This window comes from Streptomyces sp. MUSC 14 (genome assembly GCF_001866675.1).
Taxonomy (GTDB): Bacteria; Actinomycetota; Actinomycetes; order Streptomycetales; family Streptomycetaceae; genus Streptomyces.
Genome location: NZ_MLYN01000070.1, coordinates 23004 through 46407 on the forward strand (window position 1 = coordinate 23004; position 23404 = coordinate 46407).

Sequence of the window (23404 nt, forward strand, 5' to 3'; positions counted from 1 at the left end):
GATGGCGCAGGCACGGCCGTCGATGCAGGAGCTGATCGGACGGCGCAGACGGGCGGGATTCGTCGGCCGCAGCGACGAACGGGCCGCGTTCCGGGAGAACCTGGACCTCCCGCCCGAGGACGAACGCCACCGCTTCCTCTTCCACGTCCACGGCAACGCGGGCGTCGGAAAGACCTTCCTGGTCCGGGAGTTGGAGCAGATCGCCCGCGCGCGCGGGGCGCTGACGGGGTACGTGGACGAGGGCGCGGGCAGCGTGCCGGAGGCGATGGCCGTGCTCTGCCGCCAACTCGACCGGCAGGGCCACCGGTTGAAGAAGCTGGAGGAGGCGCTGGTCGCCCACCGCGAGCGGCGGCACGAGGCGGAGGCGGAGGCGGCGGCGCTGGAACCGGCCCCCGACGGATCCGCCCCCGACGGCCCCTCCCCGCTGACCACGACCGCCGTCCGGCTGGGCATGGCCGGCGTGGGCGCCTTCGTGCCCGGCGCCGGCGCCTTCGTCGGAGCGGTCGACGCGGGCCAACTGGCCGACGGCGCGGCCCGCTTGAAGGCACGGCTCAGCGCCCGCTTCCGCAGCCAGGAGGACGTCCAGCTGGTCCTCTCTCCCGAACGGATCCTGACCCCGAAGCTCCTGGACGAACTGACGGACGTGACGGCGTCGGTCCCCTGGCTGGTCCTGTTCTTCGACACCTACGAACGCACGGCCCCCTTCCTCGACGGCTGGCTGCACGCGCTGATGACCACCGACCGGTACGGCGCCCTGCCCGCGAACGTCCTCGTCGTCACCGCCGGCCAGCGCCCCTTCGACACCGCCCGCTGGGGCGGTTTCGCCGACTTCATGACCGACCTGCCGCTCGGCCCGTTCACGGAGGCGGAGTCGCGCGGGCTGCTCGCGGACCGGGGCGTCGTGGCCGAACCGGTGGTGGCGGAGGTGCTCCGGCTCACCGGCGGCCTGCCGGTCCTCGTCTCCACCCTCGCCGAGGCCCGCCCCGCGGACCCGGACGACGTGGGCGACCCGAGCGCGACGGCCGTGGAACGGTTCCTGAGGTGGGAACCGGACCCGGTACGGCGCTCGGTGGCCCTGGCCTGCGCACTGCCCCGCAGCCTGGACGCCGATGTGTTCCGGGCGGTGGCGGCGGCGGAGTGCGGCGAGGACGAGGCCGACGCCGACGCGCTGTACGACTGGCTGCGGAGCATGCCGTTCGTCAGCGAGCGGGGCGAGCGGGTGCAGTACCACGATGTCGTACGGGCACCGATGCTGCGGCTGCAGCGCAGGCGCTCGCCACGAGGATGGACGGAACGGCACCGGCGGCTCGCGGACACGTTCCGGGGGTGGCGTCAGGAACGGCAGGAGGACCTCACCGACCCCTGGGCGGACGAGGAATGGCGGGAACTGCGGCTGGCGGAGGCCTACCACCGGCTGTGCGCGGGGGAGCGGAGCGCGCCGGCGTTCGCGCTCGACGGGGTGGTACGGGCCTGCGGCTGGCGCGACGAGGAGGCCCGCCGCTGGGCCCGGATGCTGGCCGAGGCCGGAGCGGACGCCCCGGCCGAGGACGCGGCGCGCTGGGGCCGGGACCTGCTGAACGCCATGGCCTCGGGTACCGTCGAACAGGCACTGACCCTGCTCCTGGACCGCGCCCCTCTCGACACCGCGTCCCGGGCCGTCGGGCATGCGGGCCGCGGCACCCTGCTGCGCCTGGCCGACGCCCCCGAGCGGGCGGTCGCCGACTACGACCGGGCCCTCGCCCTCGACCCGGATCTGACGTCCGCCCGGTACGGCCGCGCCCACGCCCGTGCGGCCCTGCGGGACTACCCGGGCGCGGTGGCGGACCTGGACCGGATCCTCGGCCAGGATCCCGACAACGCCGACTGCCTGCGCGCCCGCGGCGACTACCTGCGGCTGTGCGGGCGCCACGAGGAGGCCCTGCGCGACCTGGACCGGGCGATCGACCTGGACCCCACCCTGCGGGCCGCCTGGGGCGCGCGCGGCGCCACCCACCACGCCCTGCGCCGCTACGACGACGCGCTCGCGGACCTGGACCGGGCCTTGGAGATCGACCCGGAGTTCGTCTGGGGCCTGGTACGCCGGGCCCGGCTACAGCGCTCCCTCGGCGACCGGGAACGCCAACTGGCCGATCTGGAACGTGCGTTGGAGCTGACTCCCGAAGCGCCGTGGGTCCTGTGCGAGCGCGGCGACGCGCTCGCGGCGGTGGGCCGCGAGGCGGCGGCGCTGGCCGACTACGAGAAGGCGATCGGCCTGGCCCCGGACTACGCCTCCGCGTACGCCAGCCGGGGCGCCCTGCACGGCAGGCACGGCCGCGACACGGAGGCCCTGGCCGATCTCGACCGGGCGCTGACCCTCGTCCCGGACTACCCCTGGGCCCTGGTGCACCGCTCCCAGGCACACCGGCGCCAAGGCGCGTTCGACCGCGCGCTGGCCGACGCGCGCCGCGCGGTGGAACTCGACCCCGAGGGCGCGTGGGCCCTGTCGAACAGGATCCAGACCGACATCGGCGTCGGCCGGCTGGAACAGGCGCAGTCGGCCGTCGAGCGGTACGTCGCCCTGGGCGGCGACCCCGCCTGGGCCGACCGCGAGGCAGCCGCGCTCCGTCCGGACGCGCGCCTGGGCGTGGCCCTCAGCCTGGCCCTGGAGACCAGCCGGCGGGAGGGCATGGCCGCCGCCCGCCCCCGATGGACGAGCTGCGCGCGTCTGGCCCGCCACCTGGACACCCACCCCAACACCCCGCACGACCTCGTCGAGGTGCTGATCAACGCGGGCCTGCAGGCCTGGTCCGACCTGGACGACCGCCTCCACCAGGCGCTCTCCGTCCCGCACGAGTGGCCCGACCTGGCCACCCTGGCCTCCGGCCTCGACACCCTCCTCCACAGCCCCGACGCCGACCACGCCCGGCTCGCCCCCGCCCTGGCGACGGTGACGGCGGCGCGGGACGCGCTACAGGCGCGTTACGCGGACTGAACGGCGAAGTCGAGGAACTCGGTCCACGTGGTGCCGGTGACGGTGAGTTGGGCGCGGTGCTTGTCCTTGGAGTCGCGGATGTGGATGGTGGCGGGGGTTATCGCCACTTCGACGCAGTCGGGGCCTTCGTTGCTGCTGTAGCTGCTCTTGAACCACGTCAGCGTGTGGGTGGTCATGTCTCTTCTCCCAGCACTTTCTCGATGAAGGTCAGTGACTCCCGGGGCGGGAGAGCCTGCGCTCGGATGATTCCATAGCGGATCTCGAGAAGCTGGACTTCCCGGGGATCGCTGATCAGTCGGCTGTAGGTCTGTCCTTCTTCGTGGGCGACGGTCTTGCCGTTCCGGAGCTTCAACAGACGGAACGGCCCGCCCATGCCCGCGTGGTCCTCTCGGTCGGTCGGCATCACCTGAATCTCGACATGCCTCAACTTGGCGATATTCAGAAGGTGTTCCAGTTGCCGCCGCAGGGCCGCACCGCCGCCGATGGGGCGCCGCAGCGTCACTTCTTCCTGGACGAAAGTGATCGACGGGCTCGGTACGCGCTCGAAGACCACCTGTCGTGCCAGGCGGGCACCGACACGACTGTCGATGTCCTCTTCGGTGTACGACGGGCGCCGGATCGTGTACAGGGCCCTCGCATACTCGGGGATCTGCAACAGGCCATGCACGTAGTGGTTGGCGTAGGCACTCAGCTCAACCGACTCGTCCTCCTGCCGCTTCAGATCCCGAACGTTCTTCGGATACCGGGCCTTCTCGACGTCCTCCTTCATTGCGGACAACTTCCCGCCCGCACCGAGTACTTCATCGGCGGCGTCGAGGAAGTCCGACTTCGGAGACCGCCGCCCGCGCTCCACGGACGAGACCATCTCCTCGCTGTACTTGATCCGCGCTCCGAGCTCTCCCTGCTCATCCCGGCGGCCTCCCGCCAGAACTTGATCTGCCGCCCGACCATCTTGAGTACGGCCTCGGCTTCTTCGTCCTCCACGTTGCCCCCTTGCTACGTACGAGCCGTACGACCACGCCAACCGCCCGGACAGTCACGCTGCGTACCGTGGTCGTCGCTGTTCGGAGTAGGGAAGCGCGACCACGCTGGGTGACATGAATCAGAAAAACCACCTCAGGATCCAGCTGTCGGCGACCCGAAGAGGCGCCCGCCTGGCCCGGCTCCTCACCGGGCGTCAACTGGCCGAGTGGGGCGCGCCGTTCGAGGAGGCGACGCAGGTGGTGGCGGAGCTGGCGTCCAACGCCGTACTGCACGGGCGGGTACGGGGGCGGGACTTCCGCCTGGGCCTGACACTCCACGACGACGGCACCCTGCGGATCGAGGTGACCGACGCCCGGGGCGACCGGGTCCCGCGTCTCCACGACCCGGTGGCCGAGGAGTCGGAGTGCGGCCGGGGTCTGCGGATCGTGGCGGCCTACGCGGACCGCTGGGGCGTGGCGGAGGCGTTGGCCGGGGCCAAGATCGTCTGGGCGGAACTCGTACCGGGGCGCGGCGGGCCGTGACCCGGCGGCGCCCGACGCCAAAGACCAAAGAACCGGGGAAAGAACCGAACCCACCCCCACCGCCCCCGTCGCTCACTCGCCGGAGTGAATATGCCCAACGCAACTGGCGTGGCGGGGCAGTTGTGGTGCAGCGTCGGCTGCAACAGCCCGTAGACATGCATCGGCCCTCGCCGGGACTGGCATCCCACTGCGAGGGCCTGATCACCAAGGAAGCAGACCCTTCCCCGTGACTGAGAAGAAGCGTAACGCGCCCGCGCGTCCCAGGACCCGTCCTTCGTCCGGCGTCACCCACGAGAACGAACCCCTCCGCGACAACTTCACCGTGATCAGCAACGAACTGCTCCAGCACCCGGAGCTGTCCACGCTGGCGAAAGGCCTCGGGAGCTACATCCAGTCGCTGCCCGAAGGCACCCCGGTCGGCATCAAGGCGCTGGCCGAGCGGTTGCCCGAGGGCGAGATCCGGATCGCGGCGGCGCTGCGCGAGCTGGAGAAGCACGGGTTCCTCTCACGCACCAAGGAGCGCCTTCCATCGGGGCAAGTGACGACCCGGACGACCTCGTACAACAAGCCCCGACGCGCCCTGGCCGCGGCGGCACCGCCCACCCCTCCCGAGGCCGTAGCCAAGGCCAAGGCCGACCGGCCGTCCCGCGGGGCGAAGGCGAGCGATCTGCTGGCCGGGCTGCGGGCCCATGACTCCCGGCTGCTCCTCACCGAACGGGACGTACACCGCCTGGCCCCGGCCGTCGCCGAGTGGCTGGAGCGGGGGGTGCCGCCCACGGCCGTCGTACGAACCCTCACGACGGGCCTGCCCCAGGACCCGATCAAACACCCGGCGGCCTTCCTGTCCCACCGCCTCACCGCGCAGCTCCCCCCGCACCTGCCTGCCCCGCCGCCCAGCCTCACAGCGCCCCGTCCGGATCCCCTCCAGACCTGTGACGGCTGCGACCGGGCGTTCCGCGCCACCCGTCCAGGCCGCTGCCGCGACTGCCGAGGCGCGGCGGCCGCGGCATGAGCACCGCGTCATCGGCGTACCGACGCCTCCACCGGTACCGTACGAGGACCGACTCACCTGCACCGGAGGTCACCGTGAGCGCACAGACCGACGGCCCGTACGGACCGCTGATCCCCATGCCCGAGCTGACCCCGGACGCGCTGCGGGCGGCGGTGACCCGCATCGCTCCAAGTCGGATTCCCGCTCTCACGCAGCACCTCTTCGAAGCCACGACCAACGCGCAACAGATGCAGAGCCTTGCTCCGCTGCGCGCCTTCGTGCATTCGTGGGCCGTGTTCGTGGCCATCGAGCGGCATCCGCAACAGGCGGCCCGCTTGCGGGAGTTGGAAGCCGTCGTGGACGCGGGGGAGCAGGATCCGGTGGCCGCCATCGCGGAGATCCGGGCGATCCGCGAGGCGGCAGAGGCGGAGGCCGGGCTGTGACGGACTGGGCTTGGGACTACAACCCGAGCGCGGAGTATGTCGCGGGAGGGCTGCCGTCGGGAGTGGTTGCCGAGGTGGAGCGCCTCGCGGTCGAACTGGCAGCGCTCGGCCATGACTCCGTCAAGGTCGGCCGACCCCTCGATCGGGAGGGCGGACTCCGCGAGTTCGACATCCTCGGCGGACGCGGTTTCATCAGCTTTCTCGCCGTGCCTCGTCACGAGTGCGTCTACGTCTGCAACGTCACGTGGTACGGCTGACCCCGCCCTGACGTCCCCCCTCAGCCACCCGCCGCCTCCCCCGTCACCACCGGCCACACCCTCGTCAGCATCAGGTCCAGGAACTGCTCCGGGTGCCGGAATGACGCGAAGTGGCTCGCCTCGCGGATCAGGGCGAAGTCCTTCACGGGGGCCGTGACCGCCTCGTAGAAGCGGCGGGCCGGTTCCGGTGGGGTGAGGACGTCGTGGTCGCCCTGGAAGAGGAAGAAGGGGAGGCGGAAGGCGGTGCCCTCGGCGTGCTCGTCGACCGTCATCGCCTGGGGGCCGAGTTGTTCCGAGAAGGTCATGCCCTTCAGGTAGGCGCGCAGGCCGCGCAGGGTGTGGAGCGGGGAGAACCAGAGCGAGCGGATCACGACCGTCTTCATCGTGTCGTAGGTGAGGGGGTCGGTCGTGACCACGGTCTTGGCGTACTCCGACCACTGCTCGGGACTCCAGGCGGACCGGTCCGGGCCCATCGCTGCCACCTTCGCCCGCTCCTTCTTCTTGCCCGCTTTCGCCAGGCGGGCCAGCAGCGCCTCGTAGGAGGAGGCGTCGCGGCCGCCGCCGATGATGTTCTGGTCGGTGCCGACGTAGGCCGAGTAGAGCTCGGGGTGGTCGCGGGCCAGGCGCAGGCCGGTGACCGTGCCGAAGCTGTTGGCGAGCAGTACGACCCTGTCCACACCCAAGCGGGTGCGGATGTGGTGCGTCACCTCCAGGGCGTCGGCGTACATGCGGTCGAGGGTCATCTCGCCCTGGCCCTCGGGGCCGCCCGCCGCGAAGGTCTTGCCGGCGCCGCGCATGTCCCAGCGGACGATCGTGAAGTGCCGCTCCCAGGGGCGGGTGCGCGGGGTGAAGACGAGGTTGGAGGCGCCGGGGCCGCCGTGGACCTCCATGATCACCGGGTTCGACAGGTCCTCGCCCCGGATCGACATCCACTGGTCGATGCCGCCGATGCGGACGTACGACGCCTCGTCGATGCCGTTCGGCGTCCGGATCTCCAGCTTCTTCGCGTTCGCCCGGCGCTTGAGAGCGCGGTAGGTCAGCAGCATGGTGTCCCCCCTAAACTGTTTATGACGTCAGCTATTTGGATGTGCTTACGGTATATACAGTTGTCTGGTGGAGTCAACGGGTCACGAGCGGGAGGGTTCATGAGCGGACGGAACAAGGACCAGGACGGGTCACGCGACCCTCGCGCCGGCCTCGCGCTGCTGTGGGGCGAGCAAGGGCAGCCGACCCGGGGGCCCAAGCCGAAGCTGAGCCCGCGGCGCATCGCCGCCGCGGCCGCCGAACTCGCCGACGCGGAGGGGCTGGACGCCGTCTCCATGAGCAGGGTGGCGGGCGGGTTCGGGGTCTCGGCGATGGCCCTGTACCGGTACGTCCCCGGCAAGACCGAACTCGTCGCGCTGATGGTCGAGTCCGTGCTGGCCGAGGCCCCGGACCTGTCCGGGGTGCCGGAAGGGGACTGGCGGGCGGCCGTACGCGAGTGGACCCGGTGCTGCGCGCGCGTCTACGCCGACCATCCCTGGCTGCTCGGGGCCACCGCCATGCGGCGCCAGCTGATGGGCCCCTGCCAGCTGTCCTGGCTGGACGCGGCGCTCGCCGCCCTGGAGCCCACGGGTCTCGGCGCCGCCCACCGCCACCAGGTCTTCCTGCTGCTGATCGGGCTCGTCCGCAACCTTGCCCAGCAGCTCGGTGACCAGGACGAGGAGGGGAGCGAGGAGTGGGACCGGCTGAGCGGTGAGCTGCTCGCACGGCATGCCGACCGCTTCCCCGCGCTCGCTCGGGCCGTCGCCGAGGGCGCCTTCGAGCCGGACGGCACCGACGCGCTGGCGTTCGGGCTCGACCGCATTCTTGACGGGGTCGAAGCGCTCATGACTGGGCGGGAATGACCCTTCGGGGTCGGTTTGCCCCACTGAACGGGCCGTTCCAGGTCGATTACAGTGCTGAGCGTCGTACGGACGGACGGTGCCGTGAGGAGGTCTTCAGTGAGTGCGACGACCGGCGCCGTCTGGGGACGCGCCGAGCAGCAGGACTTCCGGAGCAGGGTGCGCGGCACACTCCTCGGGGCCGCCGTGGGCGACGCGCTGGGCGGGCCCGCCGATCCGCTGGCCCTGGAGGAGATCCGGGCCGCCTACGGCCCCGAGGGGCTGCTCGACCTCGCCTTCGGGCAGGGCCGGCGCGGCACGGTCACGCACCACACGCAGCTCACCCTCTTCACGGTCGACGGGCTGATACGCGCCCAGGTGCGCCGGGACACCGGCGCCTGGCATCCGCCGACCGATCTGCACCGGGCGTATCTGCGCTGGGCGGCGACCCAGCGGGACTGGGGGCCCGACGAGCGCCGCAAGGACGACGGCTGGCTGGCCCGCGAGGAGTGGCTGTACGCCCGCCGCGAGCCGAGCCGGGGCCTGCTCACCGGGTTCGGCGACGAGACCATGGGGACGCTGGAGAAGCCCAAGAACCCGGGGGAGTCGGGGCCGGAGGCGGTCGCCCGCTCGGCGCCGTTCGGGCTGCTGGTCGGCTGGGAGCCGCAGCTCGTCGCCCAGCTCGCCGTGGAGTGCGCGGCACAGAGCCACGGGCATCCGATCGCCTACCTGTCGGCGGGCGCGTACGCCGTGATCGTGCACGCGCTGGCCCGCGGCGAGAGCCTCGACGGGGCCGTGCAGCGCGCCCTCGGCCTGCTCTCCGCGCGCCCCGGCCACCAGCCCGTCTCCGACGCCCTCCAGCACGCGCTGGGTGCGGTGCGCCAGGGCATCCCGGGCCCGACGCGGGTGGAGGAGCTGGCCGGGGACGGGACGGCGGACGGACTGCTGGCCGCGTCCGTGTACTGCGCGCTGGTGGGGGAGGACGTGCGGCACGGGCTGTGCCTGGCGGTGAACCAGAGCGGCCCGTCGGCCGCCGCGGGCGCCCTCACCGGCGGGCTCCTGGGTGCCCTGCACGGCGAGACGGCGCTGCCGCCGGGCTGGCTGGCGGAGTTGGAGGGCCGCCCCACGATCCTGGAACTCGCCGACGACTTCGCCATGGAGATGACCCAGGGCCCCGCCCTGCACGGGCCCGCGGGCTCGTCACCGGGGTGGCTGGCCCGCTATCCGCGCTAGCGGCCCGCGTGGCCGGGCGGCGCGCCAACTCCCTTTAGTTCAGGGAGGTTTACTCGACTTCGTACACACGGAAGAGGGTTCGTCCCGCCGGGCTGGTCACTCAGCGTCCTCGTGCGGATACCTTGAGGAGTGGAACCAGAAGGTCGCGTTCCGTTCCCATCTCTTCTCACCTCCACAGGAGACATCTGTGCGCCGACAGCTCACCAAGCTCGCCGGACTCGTCACCGCAGGCCTTCTCGCCCTGACCGCCGCCCAGACCACCGCCCACGCCGCACCCGCGAAGGCCGCCGGCGAACGGGCGTACTTCGTCATGACGGACATCACCCACGAAGACTTCGTCATCGAGCTGACCGACCCCGCGAAGATCGAGCACGCCCGGGAGCTGGTCAACGGCGAGACCACGGACAGGCCGCACGTGATCGGACGCATCCTCAAGCGCACGGCGCCCTACAACCCGCGGTGGAGCTACCACTACAACCCCGACACCACCGACTTCTTCGACGTGTCGATCGAGGTCTGCGACGCGACCATCCCGTACGTCGAGGACCACCTCGACGAGGCGGGCGGGGCCTTCCTGCCCGGCTTGTACTTCTGCCCGTGGACCTCGCGGCTGGTACGCGAGATTCCCCGGCCGTAACTCCCGGGCCGGACAGGCCTAGTCCGTCGCCGGTGCCCCGATCACGTCGTCCCCGGCGCTCGCGGGCACCGGCACCGCCGCCACCCCGTCCCCGTCCGTGTTGACCTTCTCGATGATCGCGAGCCGCTCGGGGGTGTCCTCGGGCCTCAGGTAGCCGATGACGATGTACAGGACCAGGGACACCGCCAGTGGGACCGAGACCTGGTACTGCAGGGGGACGCCGCCGGAGACGCTCCAGTTGACGGGGTAGTTGACCAGCCAGAAGGCCAGCAGGCCGGCCGCCCAGCTGACGAGGGCCGCCGTGGGGCCGGAGCGGCGCAGCGGCCGGAGCAGGCCCAGCATCATCGGGATCGCGATCGGACCCATCAGCCCGGCCACCCACTTGATGACGACGGTGATGATGTCCTTGAACGTGGGGGAGTTGACCTGGGTCGCCACCGCCATCGACAGGCCGAGGAAGACCACCGTCGTCACGCGGGCCGCGACCAGCCCCGAGCGCTCGCTCCACGCCCGGGCCTGCCGTGACAGCACCGGCGCGACGTCCCGGGTGAAGACGGCGGCGATCGCGTTGGCGTCGGAGGAGCACATCGCCATCGTGTGGGAGAAGAAGCCGACGACGACCAGACCCAACAGGCCGTGCGGGAGCAGCTGTTCGGTCATCAGGCCGTAGGAGTCGGAGCCGTCCGGCTTCTGCGCGTGCACCAGGAGCGGGGACATCCACATGGGGAAGAACAGGACGACCGGCCAGACCAGCCACAGGATCGCCGAGAGCCGGGCCCCGCGCTCGGCCTCGCGCGGGCTGCCCGTCGCCATGTAGCGCTGGGCCTGGTTGAGCATGCCGCCGTTGTACTCGAAGAGCTTGATGAAGAGGAAGGCCAGCAGGAAGACGGTGCCGTAGGGGCCGACGAGCGGCTTGCCGTGGCCGTGCAGGGCGGGCTGGTTCCACGCGTCGAGGAAGCCGATGTGCTTGTCGTGCAGCTTCAGTACGACCGCCACGAACATCGAGGCACCGGCCAGCAACTGGATGACGAACTGGCCGAGTTCGGTCAGCGCGTCCGCCCACAGGCCGCCGATCGTGCAGTACACGGCCGTGATCGCGCCGGTGATGAGGATGCCCTGGTTCAGGGTGATGCCCGTGAACACCGACAACAGGGTGGAGATGGCGGCCCACTTGGCGGCCACGTCCACGATCTTCAGCAGCATGCCGGACCAGACGAGCGCCTGCTGCGTGGAGAGGTTGTAGCGGTTCTTCAGGTACTCCAGCGGGGAGGCCACATGGAGCCGGGAGCGCAGCCGGTTGACGCGGGGCGCGAACAGCTTCGACCCGATGGCGATGCCCAGCGCGATGGGGAAGGACCAGGTGACGAAGGAGGTGACGCCGTAGGTGTAGGCGATCCCCGCGTACCCGGTGAACATCACCGCGCTGTAGCCCGACATGTGGTGGGAGATGCCGGACAGCCACCAGGGCATCTTGCCGCCGGCCGTGAAGAAGTCGGAGACGTTGTCCACGCGCTTGTGCGACCAGACGCCGATCGCGACCATCACGCCGAAGTAGCCGATGAGCACGGCCCAGTCGAGACTGTTCATGTGCTCGATCGTGAGTGCGGCCGCATGAACGCGACAAGCAAGCGTAAGGTCAAGTCACCGTAAAATCGTTCGGCTTGATGACCCCTGTTCACTGACATGAACCGCTACCGCATCAACTCCCCGGCGTTCACCAGCAATGACTGTCCCGTGATCGCCCGTGCCCGGTCCGAGGCGAGGAACACCGTCGCGTCCGCCACGTCCCCGTCCGTCGCCAGCTCCGGCAACGCCATCCGCTCCGTCAGCCGCCCCAGCACCTCGGCCTCCGGCACGCCGTCCGCCTGTGCCGTGAAACGGACGTACGCCTGTACCGGCGGGCCCCACATCCAGCCGGGCAGCACGGTGTTGACCCGGATCCGCTGCGGTCCCAGCTCCCGCGCCAGGGAGTACATCGCGCTCGTCAGCGCCCCCTTCGACGCGGCGTACGCCGCCTGCCTCACCTGCGAGGGCGCGGCGACCGCCGACTGCGTGCCGACGAAGACGACGGATCCGCCCCCGCCCGCCTTCAGTGCCGGGAGGCACGCACGCGTCATCCGCAGCGTGCCCAGCAGGTTCACGTCGATGACCGACTGCCAGGTCGCGAAGTCCGCGTCCTCCAGCCCGCCGAAATAGGAGTCCCACGCGGCCACCTGCACCACCGCGTCGATCCCTCCGAACCGCTCCCGCGCCAGCGTGGCCAGCGCCTCGCACTGCCCCTCGTCGGTGATGTCCGTCGCCCGGTACGCCGTGTGCGCGCCGGCCGGATCGATCTCCGCCGCGCTCTTGGCCAGGTTCGGCCCGGTGCGGGCGCCCAGGACGGCGTTCCCTCCGTCCCGTACGACGGCCGCGGCGACCTGGTGGCCGAGTCCGGCGCCGACTCCCGATACGACCACTGTCTTGCCGGTGAGCAGGGACATCGGTGCCTCCCGCGGTCTGGCGCTTCATCTGACGGGGCGTCAGGATATGGGTCACGGCAGGAAAGGGGAACCGCATGAGCGAGGAGACGGACACCCGCAGCGAGGTGTACGGAGAACTGGCCGCCCTCGGCCCCTACGGCGTGCACCCCGGCCACGCCCTGATCACCATGGTCGAGCCGCACCCCGGGCACGAGTACGCCTACAACCGCTGGTACGAGGACGACCACTACTACGCCGGCGCCATGGCCATGCCCTGGATGTACGCGGGCCGGCGCTGGGTGGCGACCAGGGAGCTGCAACTGCTCCGCTCCCCGGAGAAGTCGGCGATCGCCCAGCCCGTCACCGCCGGCTGCTACCTCTCCACGTACTGGATCACCGCCGGCCGCTACGACGACCACATGCGGTGGACCGTCGCCATCAACAAGCGCCTCAACCGCGACGCCCGCGTCCACCACGCCCGCACCCACGTCTTCACGGCCTTCCAGGACCACGAGACCACGGTCTACCGCGACGGCGCCGTCGGCCCGCGGGACTTCCACGCCCTCGACCACCCGTACGCCGGCCTGGTCCTGGAGGTGATCGACGCGCACGAGCCCGGGCAGCGCCCGCAGCTCCTCGACCGGCTCCGCACCCGCGACCTCCCCCGCCGCCTGGCCGGCTCCCCCGCCGCCATGGTCACGGTCTTCCGGCCCACCCCGCTGCCCGGCGACCGCATGACCTACGTCAAACAGGTCGAGGGCACGGGCACCCGGCTGACCCTGCTGTGGTTCCTGGAGCAGGACCCGCGGGAGTGCTGGGAGGAGCACTTCACGGGACGGGAGAAGGACATCTCGGACTCGGGCCTCGGCCGCCTGGAGCTGCTGGCGCCGTTCATCCCGACGGTGCCGGGCACCGACCGGTACGTCGACCGGCTGCGCTGAACCTCACCGCGGCTTGAGCTCGTCCGGACAGGGAGTGCCGCGCGGCAGCTGGTACGGCGCCGCCAGCCGGTAGGTTCCCGCCCTCGGCGCCAGCAGCATCGTCCACTTGTCGCCGTTCGCGTCCTGCGGCGTCTCCGCCAGACACCCGTTGAGGTTGTCGTACGACTTCGGCGTGCCGTCCGCCCGGTGCTTGGAGGCCTCCGTCTCCTGCGGCGGCTTCACGCTCTTGCCGTGCTCGTCGACGATGCTCAGCCACGGCGAGTACGGGATGCGGATCAGGATCCGCCCGGCCTTGCGCACCTGCAGCGTCATCTCGCCCTGCTCGGCCCGGTCCACCACCGCGTTCGGCTCGGCGAGCGGCGCCGGATCGGTCACCTGGAACAGCTGCCAGTTGGCGTCGCCCCAGATCTGCTTCAGATACGGCATTCCGCGCTGCAGCAGCGCCCGCTCCCGCTCACCGCCGTCCCCGTCCGGGTTGTCCTTCGGCAGCACCACGAAGTGCACGGCCCACCGCTGCAGCCACTCGTGGTAGTTCGCCGAGTTGAGCGTGTCGTCGTAGAAGAGCGGGTTGCGCTCCATGTCGGCCTGCCGGTTCCAGCCGCGCGCCAGGTTGACGTACGGCGCGAGCGCGGAGGCCTCCCGGTGCGAGCGCGCCGGGACCACCTCGACCCGGCCCTTCTCGGCGCCGACCTTCTGGAGCTGGTTCACCAGCGGCGCCAGCTCGCGCGCCCACGACGCGGCCGGGGTGGTGTGGATGATGTCGTCGACCGACTTGTAGCCGACCCAGCCGACGAAGCCCAGGAACGCCAGCACGGTCAGATACCACTGGCGCGACTTCGGCACCGTGAACGGCAGCGCCGCGATCAGCGCCGCACCCGCGAACAGCATCGGCAGCCGCGAGATGTTGGACCCGATCTGCGAGCTGATCAGCCACACCAGCACGACGCTGAGGCTGTAGACGGCCGCCGTCAGCCGCACCGTGATCCACTGCTTCGGCACCAGGAACAGGCACAGCAGGCCGTACAGCAGCGGCATGACCACCGAGCCGAACGTCATCGGCTGGGTGCCGGAGAACGGGAAGAGGAAGTAGGAGGCGGCGACCACCACGGCCGGGGCGAGCCCCAGCGACCAGGTGCCGGGCCGCCGCTTCTGCAGGAACAGCGCGACCGCGACGAAGCCCACGAACAGCCCCGAGACCGGCGAGGACATGGTCGACAGCGCGGCCAGCGTCGCGGCCACCGCCGCCTTCGACCGGAGTTTGTGCCGCCACCGGTGCGGCCAGCAGAACACCGCCGCGACCGCGCCGAGCGCGAACATCGTGCCGAGCCCGAAGGTCACCCGGCCCGAGACCGCGTTGGCCAGCAGCGCGAAGACCCCGGCGAGCGAGGCCCACAGCGGGTTGCGCACCGCCCGGCTGCGGATCAGGACCATGGTCAGCAGGCCCGCCGAGGCCGTCCCGGCGATCATCATCGTCGTACGGACGCCGAGGACGGCCATCAGATACGGCGAGACGACGCTGTACGACACCGGGTGCATGCCGCCGTACCAGGCGAGGTTGTACGCCGAGTCCGGGTGCCGGCCGACGAACTCCGCCCAGGCGTCCTGCGCCGCGAGATCGCCACCGCTGTTCGCGAACGTGAAGAACCAGATGATGTGCAGGACCCCCGCGAGCGCGGTGATCGACAGCACGGGATGCCGGAGCATCCGCTGCCGCAGGGGCTCGGCGGCGACGAGGAGACGCGCGAGCCTGCCGGGCCGTACGCCGTCGCCGCGACCGTCCGCGTCGTCAGCCCTGGGCAGGCCCGTGTCAGCTGCGGGCAGGCGTATTCGCGGGCCGGACCCCGGGGGGTTTCCCGGGCCCGGATCGGCGTCGTCGGCGCGTGTCGGCTCCGCTGTGGCCACCTGAAGGCACTCCCCGTGTCCCGTCTCTTGTTCTCGGCCGCGTCCCTCGGAGGTTCCCCGTGGGTCCCGAGGTGTTCTCGGCCGCTTCTCGTGCTGTTGGCCGCCCCGTCCCGTGACCGACGACCTGCCCCGATTCGTGACGCTAGCACGCACCCCGCCGCCGGGCTCCCGGGGTGGGGCTCCGACGACGGGGTGCGGGGGCGGTGCGGGGGTGGTGCGTCCGCCCGGACGGGGCGGCTCGCGCGGGTCAGCTCACGCGGGTCAGCTTCGCGCCGAAGCCGGGCTCGGCGAGATCCTTCTGGAGGGCCACCGGAACCTTCACCGCTCCGGCCGAGCCGTCACCCACGGTCAGCGTGCCCACCGTGGTGCCGGCCTTCGCGGTGTGCGGAACGGCGTCGGAGGCGAAGGACAGCTTCACCTTCAGCCCGGACCAGCCGACCGCCGTCACGTCCTTGGTGACCACGATCGGGGTCTGCCCGCCGAGCTGGTCGTCCACGTAGCCGACCACGTCACCCTTCTTGAGGATCTTCTCGCCGGTCAGCGCCTGCTGGGCGCCGGTCAGCGCGGTCTGGCTGACCTGGTTGACCGTGTCGAGGATCGACGGCTTGTGCTGGCCGAGGATCGCGCCGACGATCGTGACCGTCTGGCCGCCGACCGTCTTGCGGGAGGCGAAGAGCAGATTGCCGCCGGCCGCGGTGGTGCTGCCGGTCTTGATGCCGATCGCGCCCATGCGGTAGGGCAGCGCGTTCCAGTTGGGCCAGTTGTGACCGGTGGGGTCCGTCCAGCTGGCCGCGCTGGTGATGGCCACCAGGGCGGGGATCTTCACGACCGCGCGGCCGATCTTCACCTGGTCCTCGGCCGTGGAGACCGTGGTCTCCTTCAGACCCGAGGGGTCGGTGTACGTCGTGTTCGTCATCCCCAGCTCCTTGGCGGTCGCGTTCATCTTCTTGACGAACGCCGCCTCCGAGCCCGCGTCCCAGCGCGCCAGCAGCCGGGCGATGTTGTTCGCGGAGGGGATCATGACGGCCGACAGGGCCTGCTTCTCGGTGAGGTAGTCGCCGGCCTTGATCGTGTTGAGGGTGGACTCACCGCTCTTGTCGTAGCCGCCCTCTTTCTCGGCCGTCGAGTCGACCTTTATCTTCGGCCCCTCCTCGCCGGGCTTCAGCGGGTGGTCGCGCAGGATGATGTACGAGGTCATCGTCTTGGCCACCGAGCCGATCGCGACCGGCGTCTGCTTGCCGAAGTGGCCCATCGTGCCGATGCCGTCGCCGTCCATCCAGCCCTGGCCCTCGCTCGGCCAGGGCAGGTTCACCGCGCCGCCGTCGAAGGTGTAGCTGTCCTTCGCGGTCAGCGCGAGCGTGGGGGACGGCAGCGGGCGCAGCGCCTGTACGACGACGAAGACGATCGCCAGCAGTACGACGAGCGGGGTCCAGATCTTGACCCGGCGCACGAGCGTGCGGACCGGGGTCTCCGGGGGCGGCGGTGTGTTCGTCAGCTCCGCCAGCAGGTCCAGCGGGGGCTTGGGCGGCAGGGGCTGCTGCGTCGTACGCTCCGGGCCGACCTGCGGGACCGGGGTGGTGACGTCGGCCTTGGCCTCCGGCTTCGGCTCCCGCAGATCCGGCTTGAGCGCGACGAACTTGCTGGTGCGCTCGGGGTCGGACGCGGGGTCCTTCGGAGACTCGGGGGCCTTGGGGGACTCGGAGGCCTTGGTGGCGCCGCCCAGCTTGAGCATGGTCGTCGGCTGATCGACCTGCGGCTTCCGCACGGTCTTGAAAACGGCGGTCGGCTGGTCGACGGCCTTCGCCTCCGGCGCGTCGGCGGGATCGTCGGCCGCCTCGGCCTCCGGTGCGTCGCCGGCCTCGGTCTTCTCGGCCTCCGCGCCCGCCTCGGGCTTCTCAGCCGCCTCGGGAGCTTCGGCGGCGTCCTCGGTGTCCCCGGTGCCCTCAGCCTCCGCGTCGGCCTCGTCGTCGGCCGTCACGGCGTTCTCGGCCTTCTCGGCGTCCCCGGCCCCGGCCTTGTCCTCGTCGGCGTCCGCCTTCGGCTCGGCCTCCGTCTCGGCTCCGTCCTTCGCATCTGCAAGCGCTTCTGCGTCGGTCTCGGCGGCCGTGTCGTCGTCGGTCTCCGGGGCGGCCTCCGCGGTGTCCGCGGTGTTCTTCGCGTCAGCGGACTTCGTGTCCCCGTCGGCTCCGCGCACCCAGGCGGACACGGCGTCGCGCAGGGCGGCGTCCGCATCGGAGGCGGTCGTCGACGCGGTCTCGGCAGGCTCCCCGGAGTCGGCCGTGTCGGCCGTGTCGGCCGTGTCGGCCGTGTCGGCCGGGTCAGCCGTGTCGGTCGTATCGGCCGCGTCGGCGTCGGACTCGGCGGTGTCCCGCACCGTCAGGATCTTCGTCGCCGTGTCCACGCCGCCGCCCGAGGAATCCTTTTCCCGGGAGACCGCGAGGCGCGGATCGGGGGTCTCGGGAACCGAGCCCCCGCTCCCCGGCGTCGGTTCCGCCGACGACTCGCGCTGCTTCGACCTGTCGGGGGACTCGCCCGCCACCGATGCCTCCTCCGTGCGGCGCGCGGCTCTGTCCGCGCGCCCTGTCCGAACCATGTACCAGTGTCCTGTGTGAGGGCTTGGCCACTGCGGTAGACGAGAACGACATACCTACCGGTTCCCTCACGAACCGGTCACGCACCCTCGACAGACCAATGTGAGAGGGGTCACCCTGTCATTCATCCACGCGGGGAGGCATGGATGGGCAGGAGCCGCAGAACAATTCCGGAGGAGCTTCTGCTGCTCGCACTGGACCCGGCCACGGGTACCACTGCGCAGCCGCAGTCGCTCGACCTCGGTCTGGCCGGAGCACAGCTAGTGGAGCTGGCGCTGGCCGGACGGATAGCCCCAGACGGGGATCGTATCGCCGTGGTAGCCCCACGGCCGACTGGAGATCCAACACTGGACTGTGCGTTGGAGTTGCTGCGCAGGCGCGGCGCTCCCGTGCGTGCCGTCCACTGGATCGGCGGGCCCCGGCTGGGGCTCCGGCAGACGTATCTCTCGCATCTGGAGCGGTGCGGCATGGTCGCCGCCGTGCCGGGTCAGATGTGCGGGGTGCTGCCGACGACGCGCTACCAGGCGACGGACACCGCCATCAGCCGGGAGATCAGGGCCCGGCTGGATTCCGCGATCCGCACCGGCGTACCGCCGGACCCGCGGACCGCGGCGCTCGCCGCGCTGGCGCACGCCGTCGGGCTCGGAAAGCACCTGTATCCGGGGAACGAGGGCCGCTCGTCCCGCTCCCGGCTGCGGGACCTGATCCGGCACGATCCGATGGGCGGTCTCGTCGCGCACGCCGTGATGGACGTCCAGAACGGTGCGGTCGCACAGCCGCGTCGCCCTCCCGCCGCCGCCGGGCGGCAGGGTGCGGCCGGCGCCAGGACCGCGCCGGAACCCGCACGCGGGGTTCCGATGCAGCCGCACCGCGGGTCCATGGCACGCGCCGTGGCCCACTAGGCCGTAACCCCCGTCCCCACAGACCCGGTTCGGGAGCCGCTGGTCGGAGCGGGACGGCGAGACCCTCGATTCGAGAGGTGTCTCGCCGTCCCGCTCGACTGCATGTGTGGCGGGGGGTGGCGAACTGACGTGCACGCGCCGCATATCCCTCGTTTCCCAGCGGTAGAAAGCACCCAGGTGGCAGTCTGCTCAACAGCAGATACGGAAAGTGTTAAGCAACAGGCAGGCAGCCGGAGGTGCACGTCCCGTGGCGTCCAATGTCAATCCCACCGTCAGGCGGCGCCGGCTCGGCCAGGAGCTGCGCAGGCTCCGTGAGCTCAAGGGCATGACGGCCGAGGAGGTTGCGGAGCGGCTGCTCGTTTCGCAGTCGAAGATCAGCCGGCTGGAGAACGGCCGCAGAAGCATCAGCCAGCGCGACGTGCGTGACCTGTGCGGGGTGTACGAGGTCGAGGACCAGCGGATCGTCGACTCGCTGATGGAGATGGCCCGCGACTCCCGCCAGCAGGGCTGGTGGCACACGTTCGGGGACATCCCGTACAGCGTCTACATCGGGCTGGAGACCGACGCCGAGTCGCTGCGGGTGTACGAACCCCAGCTGGTGACCGGCCTGCTGCAGACCCACGCCTATGCCGAGGCGCTCGTCCAGGGCGCCCTGCCGGAGACGTCGCCGGCCGACATCGAGAAGCGGGTGCAGGTGCGCCTGCGCCGACAGGAACGTATCACCGCCGAAGGCAACCCGCTCCGGCTGTGGGTGGTGCTCGACGAGGCGGCGCTGCGCCGGGTCGTGGGCAGCAGGCTGGTGATGCGCGAGCAGCTCGACCACCTCATCGAGATGTCGCAGCTGCCGCATGTCACCGTGCAGGTCCTGCCGTTCGAGGTGGGCGCGCATCCGGGGCTCAACGGCCAGTACGCGATCCTGGAGTTCACCGACGCGGCCGACTCCAGCGTGGTCTACCTGGAGGGCGTCACCAGCGACCTGTACCTGGAGAAGGCTCAGGACGTGCAGAAGTACGCCGTGATGTACGAGCACTTGCGGGCGCAGTCCCTCAATGTGGAGCAATCCCGGCAGTTCATTGCGAAGGTGGCCAAGGAGTACGCGGACTGAGCCGGTGTCGCGAAAGGCGCGGGATCGTACATCACCGGTCCACTCCATTGGAAGGCCCGTCTGGAATATGCCATCCGGTCGAGTGAACGACTACTCCAGCAGAGGCAGTTGCCCGGTAGCGTCGATCACGCCAATCAGCCAAGAAGGTTGGCGTGAACCGCACCATCGCAACTCGCACAACAGGAGTGGACATGGCACTGATTCAGGGCGCTTCGGAGACGTGGATGAAGTCCTCCTACTCGGCGGGCAACGGCGCCTGCGTGGAGGTCAGGAAGGCCACCGCCGCCGAGCTGTCCGTCCGTGACTCCAAGGACGTCGCGGGCCCGGTCCTGGCCTTCCCCGCCGACGCCTGGAACGCCTTCGTGGCCACGGTCAAGGCCTAGGGGGCTCTCCCTGACTCCTGGCGTCACTGACGAGGATCGCAACGGTGTCGCTGGCGAGGATCGCAACGTAGAGCCCACAGACGACACAACTGCACAGCACCACCTCCCACAGAGCCCTCTCGACCGGTCGCCGTCCTTGCCGAGAGGGCTCGGTGCTGTTCAGTTCACGTCGCCTCGCACATCACCGCGCGGCGACCGGAAAGGCGACGTCGCACACCGGGTCCTGCGGCCCCGCCGCGTCCCAGTCGGCGAAGTAGACCTCCCGGCACGGCCCGGCCATCTCCAGGCCCTGGCCGGCCAGCCACTGCTCCACCGCCTCGAAGGCGGCCAGGATCTGCGGATGCGCGACCTGCGCCTTGGTGATCCGCGTGAAAGCCAGCCGCGCAGCCGGCTCCACCCGCACCCCCGTCTGCCAGGCCCGCCCGGCGCGCTCGGCCCACGATCGCGCCGCCGCCTCGTCGGCCACCGGCACACAGGACTCGGCCGGCCCGTCGCTCTCCATCGACACCTCGGCGTGGTAGACCACGAACGGCGCCCCGGTCACGCCGCCGCACTCACGCGCACCGGCTTCCAGCCGCCCGAGCGACGCGCCGATCCACGTCGGCAGCTCGTCCGCGAGCGTGTGCCGCGACTCGGTGAGCACCACCTGCGCCGGTACGTCGACGGTCTCGACCACGAACTTCTCGTACATCTCGGAGCTCCTCCCCGACAGTCGTCCACGGAGGTACTCGGCAAGGGTCCGCTGCCCGGCCACCCGGGTCTCCACGTCCGCCCACCAGCCAGTCAGCCGCTCGGCGGCCTGTGCGCCGCCCTCCGCCCCGACCACCTCGGCGATCCGGGCGAGCGGCATGTCCAGCTGCCGCAGCAGGGCCACCAGCCGGGCGCGTTCGACCTGGTCGGCGCGGTAGCGGCGGTAGCCGCTGACCTCGTCGACATGCGCCGGGGTCAGCAGGCCGAGCCGGTCGTACAGGCGCAGGGCCTTGGCCGACAGCCGGGCCCGTGCGGCGAACGCGCCGATGGTGAGCAGTTCGTCGTCCACGGGAGCATCCTCCGTCACCGGGCGCGGTCCGCCCGGTGACAGGGACGCTCGGCCCTGCCCCAGGGGCAAGGTCAACCGTGCGGGGCGGCCCGCTCAGCCGAGCTGGGCCTCGATCGCCGAGACGACCTCGGCGGACTCCGGCTCGGTCTGCGGCGAGAAGCGCGCCACGACCCGGCCGTCCCGTCCGATCAGGAACTTCTCGAAGTTCCAGCGGATGTCCCCGCTGTGCCCCTCGGCGTCCGCGAAGCCGACCAGCCGCTCGTACAGCGGGTGCCGGCCCTCGCCGTTCACCTCCACCTTCTCGGTCAGCGGGAAGGTCACGCCGTACGTCGCCGAGCAGAACTCCGCGATCTCCTCGGCGCTGCCGGGCTCCTGCCCGAGGAACTGGTTGCAGGGCACGCCGAGGACGGTGAAGCCCTGTGCGCCGTACCGCTCCTGGAGCTTCTCCAGGCCCGTGTACTGCGGCGTCAGACCGCACTTGGAGGCCACGTTCACGATGAGCACGGCCTGGCCGGCGTACCGGGCCAGCCCGGCGGGGCCACCGGTGAGCGCGCCGATCTCGACATTCAGGGGGGTGTGGTCAGCAGTCGTCATGCCCGAAGGCTAGCTCTGCCCCTCCCGGTCCCCTCCGCGGCCTCCCCCAGGACGTCGCCCGCCGGTGTCCGCCCGTACAGCACCGAGCGGCCCGCCCGTTGACGCGGCCCTGCGCGCCTGCAGCGAAGCCGCTTACTGGGCCGGTGACGTGGCTTTCGCGAAGGATGTGAAAACCAGCACGTGATCAAGAAAGTGTGCGATGCGTACGCCACACTGAGGGCCCATCCGAAGGCCGGGAACCTGGGCAGGCCGGGTTCGAAGCGGTACCGCCGTGCCGTGGAGAAGCCGATCACGTTCCGCGCGCAGGGGGCGCAGCCGTACGACGACCGGATGCTGTCCTGGCAGATCGACCAGCGCCGGTGTGCCGGGACGGTATGTGGTTTCTGATGGCCGCCTGCGAGGTGCCACGTCCGACGGCGAGATCACGGCCGGACGGGCATCTGCGAGCGGGTACGGCTTCGCAAGCCCCAACGGGCCACCCTCTCCAGGTCTCGCAGGCCCGCTTCGCGTGCCGGTCCTGCGGATTCGTTGATCACGCGGACCGGACGCAAACGCCGCGCCACAGCCAGTGGCGCCCGTGGTGCAAGCCCGCCGCTTCAGCTGCGGGTAGCGCGGCGCTGGCCGGCACCGTGGTCCAGGTCACCTCGCCCGCCGCGGGGATGACGACGATGGCGGCGGGCTCGGTGCTGGTGACACTGGCGCTGGTTACGGCCGGCCGTCGCTCTCCGGAGCCGGGGCCGGGGTCTGCTGCGGCGGCCGGGGCGACCCGGGCGACCGGGGCGCGTCGGGGTTGAGGTCCGCGTCGATCTTCTGCACGGCCCGGTCGAAGTAGCGCAGCAGCTCGACGGGGAACGGCATGACGAGCGTGGAGTTCTTCTCGGCGGCCACCTCGACGACGGTCTGGAGGAGGCGCAGCTGCATGGCCTCGGGCGTGTCCGACATGATCCGGGACGCGTTGGCGAGCTGCTGCGCCGCCTGGAACTCACCGTCGGCGGTGATGACCCGGGCCCGCCGCTCCCGCTCGGCCTCGGCCTGCCGCGACATGGACCGCTTCAGCGACTCGGGCAGCTGGACGTCCTTGATCTCGACGCGGTCGATGTGGATACCCCATCCGGCGGCCGGGCTGTCGATCATCAGCGCCAGCCCTTCGTGCAACCGCTCCCGGTCGCTGAGCAGGTCGTCCAGATCGCTCTTGCCGATGATGGACCGCAGGGAGGACTGGGCGACCTGCCCGACGGCGAAGACGTAGTCCTGCACCTCGATGGCCGCGCGCACCGGGTCGGTCACCCGGAAGTAGACGACGGCGTCGACCTTCACCGACACGTTGTCCCTGGTGATGCCCTCCTGGGTGGGCACGGGCATGGTCACGATCTGCACGTTCACCTTGCGCATCCGGTCGGCGAACGGGATCAGGAAGGTGACGCCGGGCTGCCGGTGGTTCGGCAGCGCCTTCCCCCACCGGAACACCACCCCGCGCTCCACCTGGTTGACGACCCGCATCCCGCTCTTCAGCACGAGCAACAGCAGCAATGCCACCACGACGACCGCCACCACGGTGCCCTCCATGGCACTCCCTTCCTCGCGACCGG

General features: G+C 71.0%; 21 protein-coding genes and 2 pseudogenes. 13 read left to right on the forward strand and 10 right to left on the reverse strand.

Annotated features, from left to right (window positions below):
* Position 1: 1 nt before the first annotated feature.
* On the forward strand, positions 2-2971 hold the full coding sequence (locus tag BIV25_RS37780) for a tetratricopeptide repeat protein (RefSeq protein ID WP_071377066.1): 2970 nt from the start codon (positions 2-4) through the stop codon (positions 2969-2971).
* On the opposite strand, the gene BIV25_RS37785 is transcribed toward BIV25_RS37780, so the two are convergent.
* Positions 2959-3147: a DUF397 domain-containing protein gene (locus BIV25_RS37785; RefSeq protein WP_071377067.1), complete on the reverse strand. Its 189-nt coding sequence runs from the start codon at positions 3145-3147 to the stop codon at positions 2959-2961. The two genes, BIV25_RS37780 and BIV25_RS37785, sit on opposite strands and share 13 nt — an antisense overlap.
* Positions 3144-3955: pseudogene (locus tag BIV25_RS37790) on the reverse strand (helix-turn-helix domain-containing protein). Before BIV25_RS37790 ends, BIV25_RS37785 begins: the two are co-directional and overlap by 4 nt.
* Before the next feature lie 113 nt (positions 3956-4068).
* Here BIV25_RS37790 and BIV25_RS37795 point away from each other — a divergent pair.
* The 4 genes from BIV25_RS37795 to BIV25_RS37810 all read left to right on the forward strand — a co-directional run bounded on the left by BIV25_RS37795 (position 4069) and on the right by BIV25_RS37810 (position 6167).
* The gene (locus BIV25_RS37795) at positions 4069-4476 is read left to right on the forward strand and encodes an ATP-binding protein (protein WP_071377068.1); all 408 of its coding nucleotides are present in this window, start codon (positions 4069-4071) and stop codon (positions 4474-4476) included.
* A gap of 226 nt (positions 4477-4702) precedes the next feature.
* The gene (locus BIV25_RS37800) at positions 4703-5488 is read left to right on the forward strand and encodes a DNA-binding protein (protein WP_071377069.1); all 786 of its coding nucleotides are present in this window, start codon (positions 4703-4705) and stop codon (positions 5486-5488) included.
* 74 nt (positions 5489-5562) lie between these two features.
* Positions 5563-5910: a hypothetical protein gene (locus BIV25_RS37805; RefSeq protein ID WP_071377070.1), complete on the forward strand. Its 348-nt coding sequence runs from the start codon at positions 5563-5565 to the stop codon at positions 5908-5910.
* Positions 5907-6167: a hypothetical protein gene (locus BIV25_RS37810; RefSeq protein WP_071377071.1), complete on the forward strand. Its 261-nt coding sequence runs from the start codon at positions 5907-5909 to the stop codon at positions 6165-6167. The genes BIV25_RS37805 and BIV25_RS37810 overlap by 4 nt, the downstream gene beginning before the upstream one ends.
* Before the next feature lie 20 nt (positions 6168-6187).
* Here the strand turns inward: BIV25_RS37810 and BIV25_RS37815 are convergent, their stop codons facing one another.
* On the reverse strand, positions 6188-7213 hold the full coding sequence (locus tag BIV25_RS37815) for an alpha/beta fold hydrolase (RefSeq protein WP_071377072.1): 1026 nt from the start codon (positions 7211-7213) through the stop codon (positions 6188-6190).
* Positions 7214-7312: 99 nt separating this feature from the next.
* On the opposite strand from BIV25_RS37815, the gene BIV25_RS37820 reads away from it, so the two are divergent.
* From BIV25_RS37820 to BIV25_RS37830, 3 genes are all read left to right on the forward strand, one after another.
* Positions 7313-8053, forward strand: coding sequence for a TetR/AcrR family transcriptional regulator (locus BIV25_RS37820; RefSeq protein ID WP_071377073.1), 741 nt, complete (start codon positions 7313-7315; stop codon positions 8051-8053).
* Positions 8054-8149: 96 nt separating this feature from the next.
* The gene (locus BIV25_RS37825; protein ID WP_071377074.1) at positions 8150-9262 is read left to right on the forward strand and encodes an ADP-ribosylglycohydrolase family protein; all 1113 of its coding nucleotides are present in this window, start codon (positions 8150-8152) and stop codon (positions 9260-9262) included.
* A gap of 187 nt (positions 9263-9449) precedes the next feature.
* Positions 9450-9899: a calmodulin-binding protein gene (locus BIV25_RS37830; protein WP_071377075.1), complete on the forward strand. Its 450-nt coding sequence runs from the start codon at positions 9450-9452 to the stop codon at positions 9897-9899.
* A gap of 18 nt (positions 9900-9917) precedes the next feature.
* Here BIV25_RS37830 and BIV25_RS37835 read toward each other — a convergent pair whose 3' ends face one another.
* Positions 9918-11486 (reverse strand): sodium:solute symporter family protein, encoded by a 1569-nt coding sequence (locus BIV25_RS37835; RefSeq protein ID WP_071377076.1) that lies wholly within the window; start codon positions 11484-11486, stop codon positions 9918-9920.
* Positions 11487-11590: 104 nt separating this feature from the next.
* On the reverse strand, positions 11591-12379 hold the full coding sequence (locus tag BIV25_RS37840; protein ID WP_071377077.1) for an SDR family oxidoreductase: 789 nt from the start codon (positions 12377-12379) through the stop codon (positions 11591-11593).
* Positions 12380-12453: 74 nt separating this feature from the next.
* Here BIV25_RS37840 and BIV25_RS37845 point away from each other — a divergent pair, with 74 nt between their 5' ends.
* On the forward strand, positions 12454-13299 hold the full coding sequence (locus BIV25_RS37845) for a hypothetical protein (RefSeq protein ID WP_071377078.1): 846 nt from the start codon (positions 12454-12456) through the stop codon (positions 13297-13299).
* A gap of 3 nt (positions 13300-13302) precedes the next feature.
* Here BIV25_RS37845 and BIV25_RS37850 read toward each other — a convergent pair whose 3' ends face one another.
* Both BIV25_RS37850 and BIV25_RS37855 read right to left on the reverse strand, forming a co-directional pair.
* The gene (locus tag BIV25_RS37850; RefSeq protein ID WP_177235550.1) at positions 13303-15201 is read right to left on the reverse strand and encodes an MFS transporter; all 1899 of its coding nucleotides are present in this window, start codon (positions 15199-15201) and stop codon (positions 13303-13305) included.
* Positions 15202-15448: 247 nt separating this feature from the next.
* Complete coding sequence (locus tag BIV25_RS37855) at positions 15449-17740, reverse strand: D-alanyl-D-alanine carboxypeptidase (protein WP_071377079.1); 2292 nt, start codon at positions 17738-17740, stop codon at positions 15449-15451.
* Positions 17741-17938: 198 nt separating this feature from the next.
* Between BIV25_RS37855 and BIV25_RS37860 the strand changes: the two genes are divergently transcribed.
* From BIV25_RS37860 to BIV25_RS37870, 3 genes are all read left to right on the forward strand, one after another.
* Positions 17939-18694, forward strand: a complete 756-nt coding sequence (locus BIV25_RS37860) for a GPP34 family phosphoprotein (protein ID WP_071377080.1) — start codon at positions 17939-17941, stop codon at positions 18692-18694.
* A gap of 247 nt (positions 18695-18941) precedes the next feature.
* Positions 18942-19799, forward strand: coding sequence for a helix-turn-helix transcriptional regulator (locus tag BIV25_RS37865; RefSeq protein ID WP_071377081.1), 858 nt, complete (start codon positions 18942-18944; stop codon positions 19797-19799).
* A 191-nt stretch (positions 19800-19990) separates the two neighbouring features.
* Positions 19991-20182: a DUF397 domain-containing protein gene (locus tag BIV25_RS37870; protein WP_071377082.1), complete on the forward strand. Its 192-nt coding sequence runs from the start codon at positions 19991-19993 to the stop codon at positions 20180-20182.
* Between the two features lie 181 nt (positions 20183-20363).
* On the opposite strand, the gene BIV25_RS37875 is transcribed toward BIV25_RS37870, so the two are convergent.
* Positions 20364-21239 (reverse strand): MerR family transcriptional regulator, encoded by an 876-nt coding sequence (locus BIV25_RS37875; RefSeq protein WP_071377083.1) that lies wholly within the window; start codon positions 21237-21239, stop codon positions 20364-20366.
* A gap of 75 nt (positions 21240-21314) precedes the next feature.
* On the reverse strand, positions 21315-21815 hold the full coding sequence (locus BIV25_RS37880) for a glutathione peroxidase (protein ID WP_071377084.1): 501 nt from the start codon (positions 21813-21815) through the stop codon (positions 21315-21317).
* Positions 21816-21879: 64 nt separating this feature from the next.
* On the opposite strand from BIV25_RS37880, the pseudogene BIV25_RS54730 reads away from it, so the two are divergent.
* Positions 21880-22172: pseudogene (locus tag BIV25_RS54730) on the forward strand (RNA-guided endonuclease TnpB family protein); the annotation flags it as partial.
* 348 nt (positions 22173-22520) lie between these two features.
* Here the strand turns inward: BIV25_RS54730 and BIV25_RS37890 are convergent.
* Positions 22521-23381 (reverse strand): slipin family protein, encoded by an 861-nt coding sequence (locus tag BIV25_RS37890; protein WP_071377086.1) that lies wholly within the window; start codon positions 23379-23381, stop codon positions 22521-22523.
* Positions 23382-23404 lie beyond the last annotated feature (23 nt).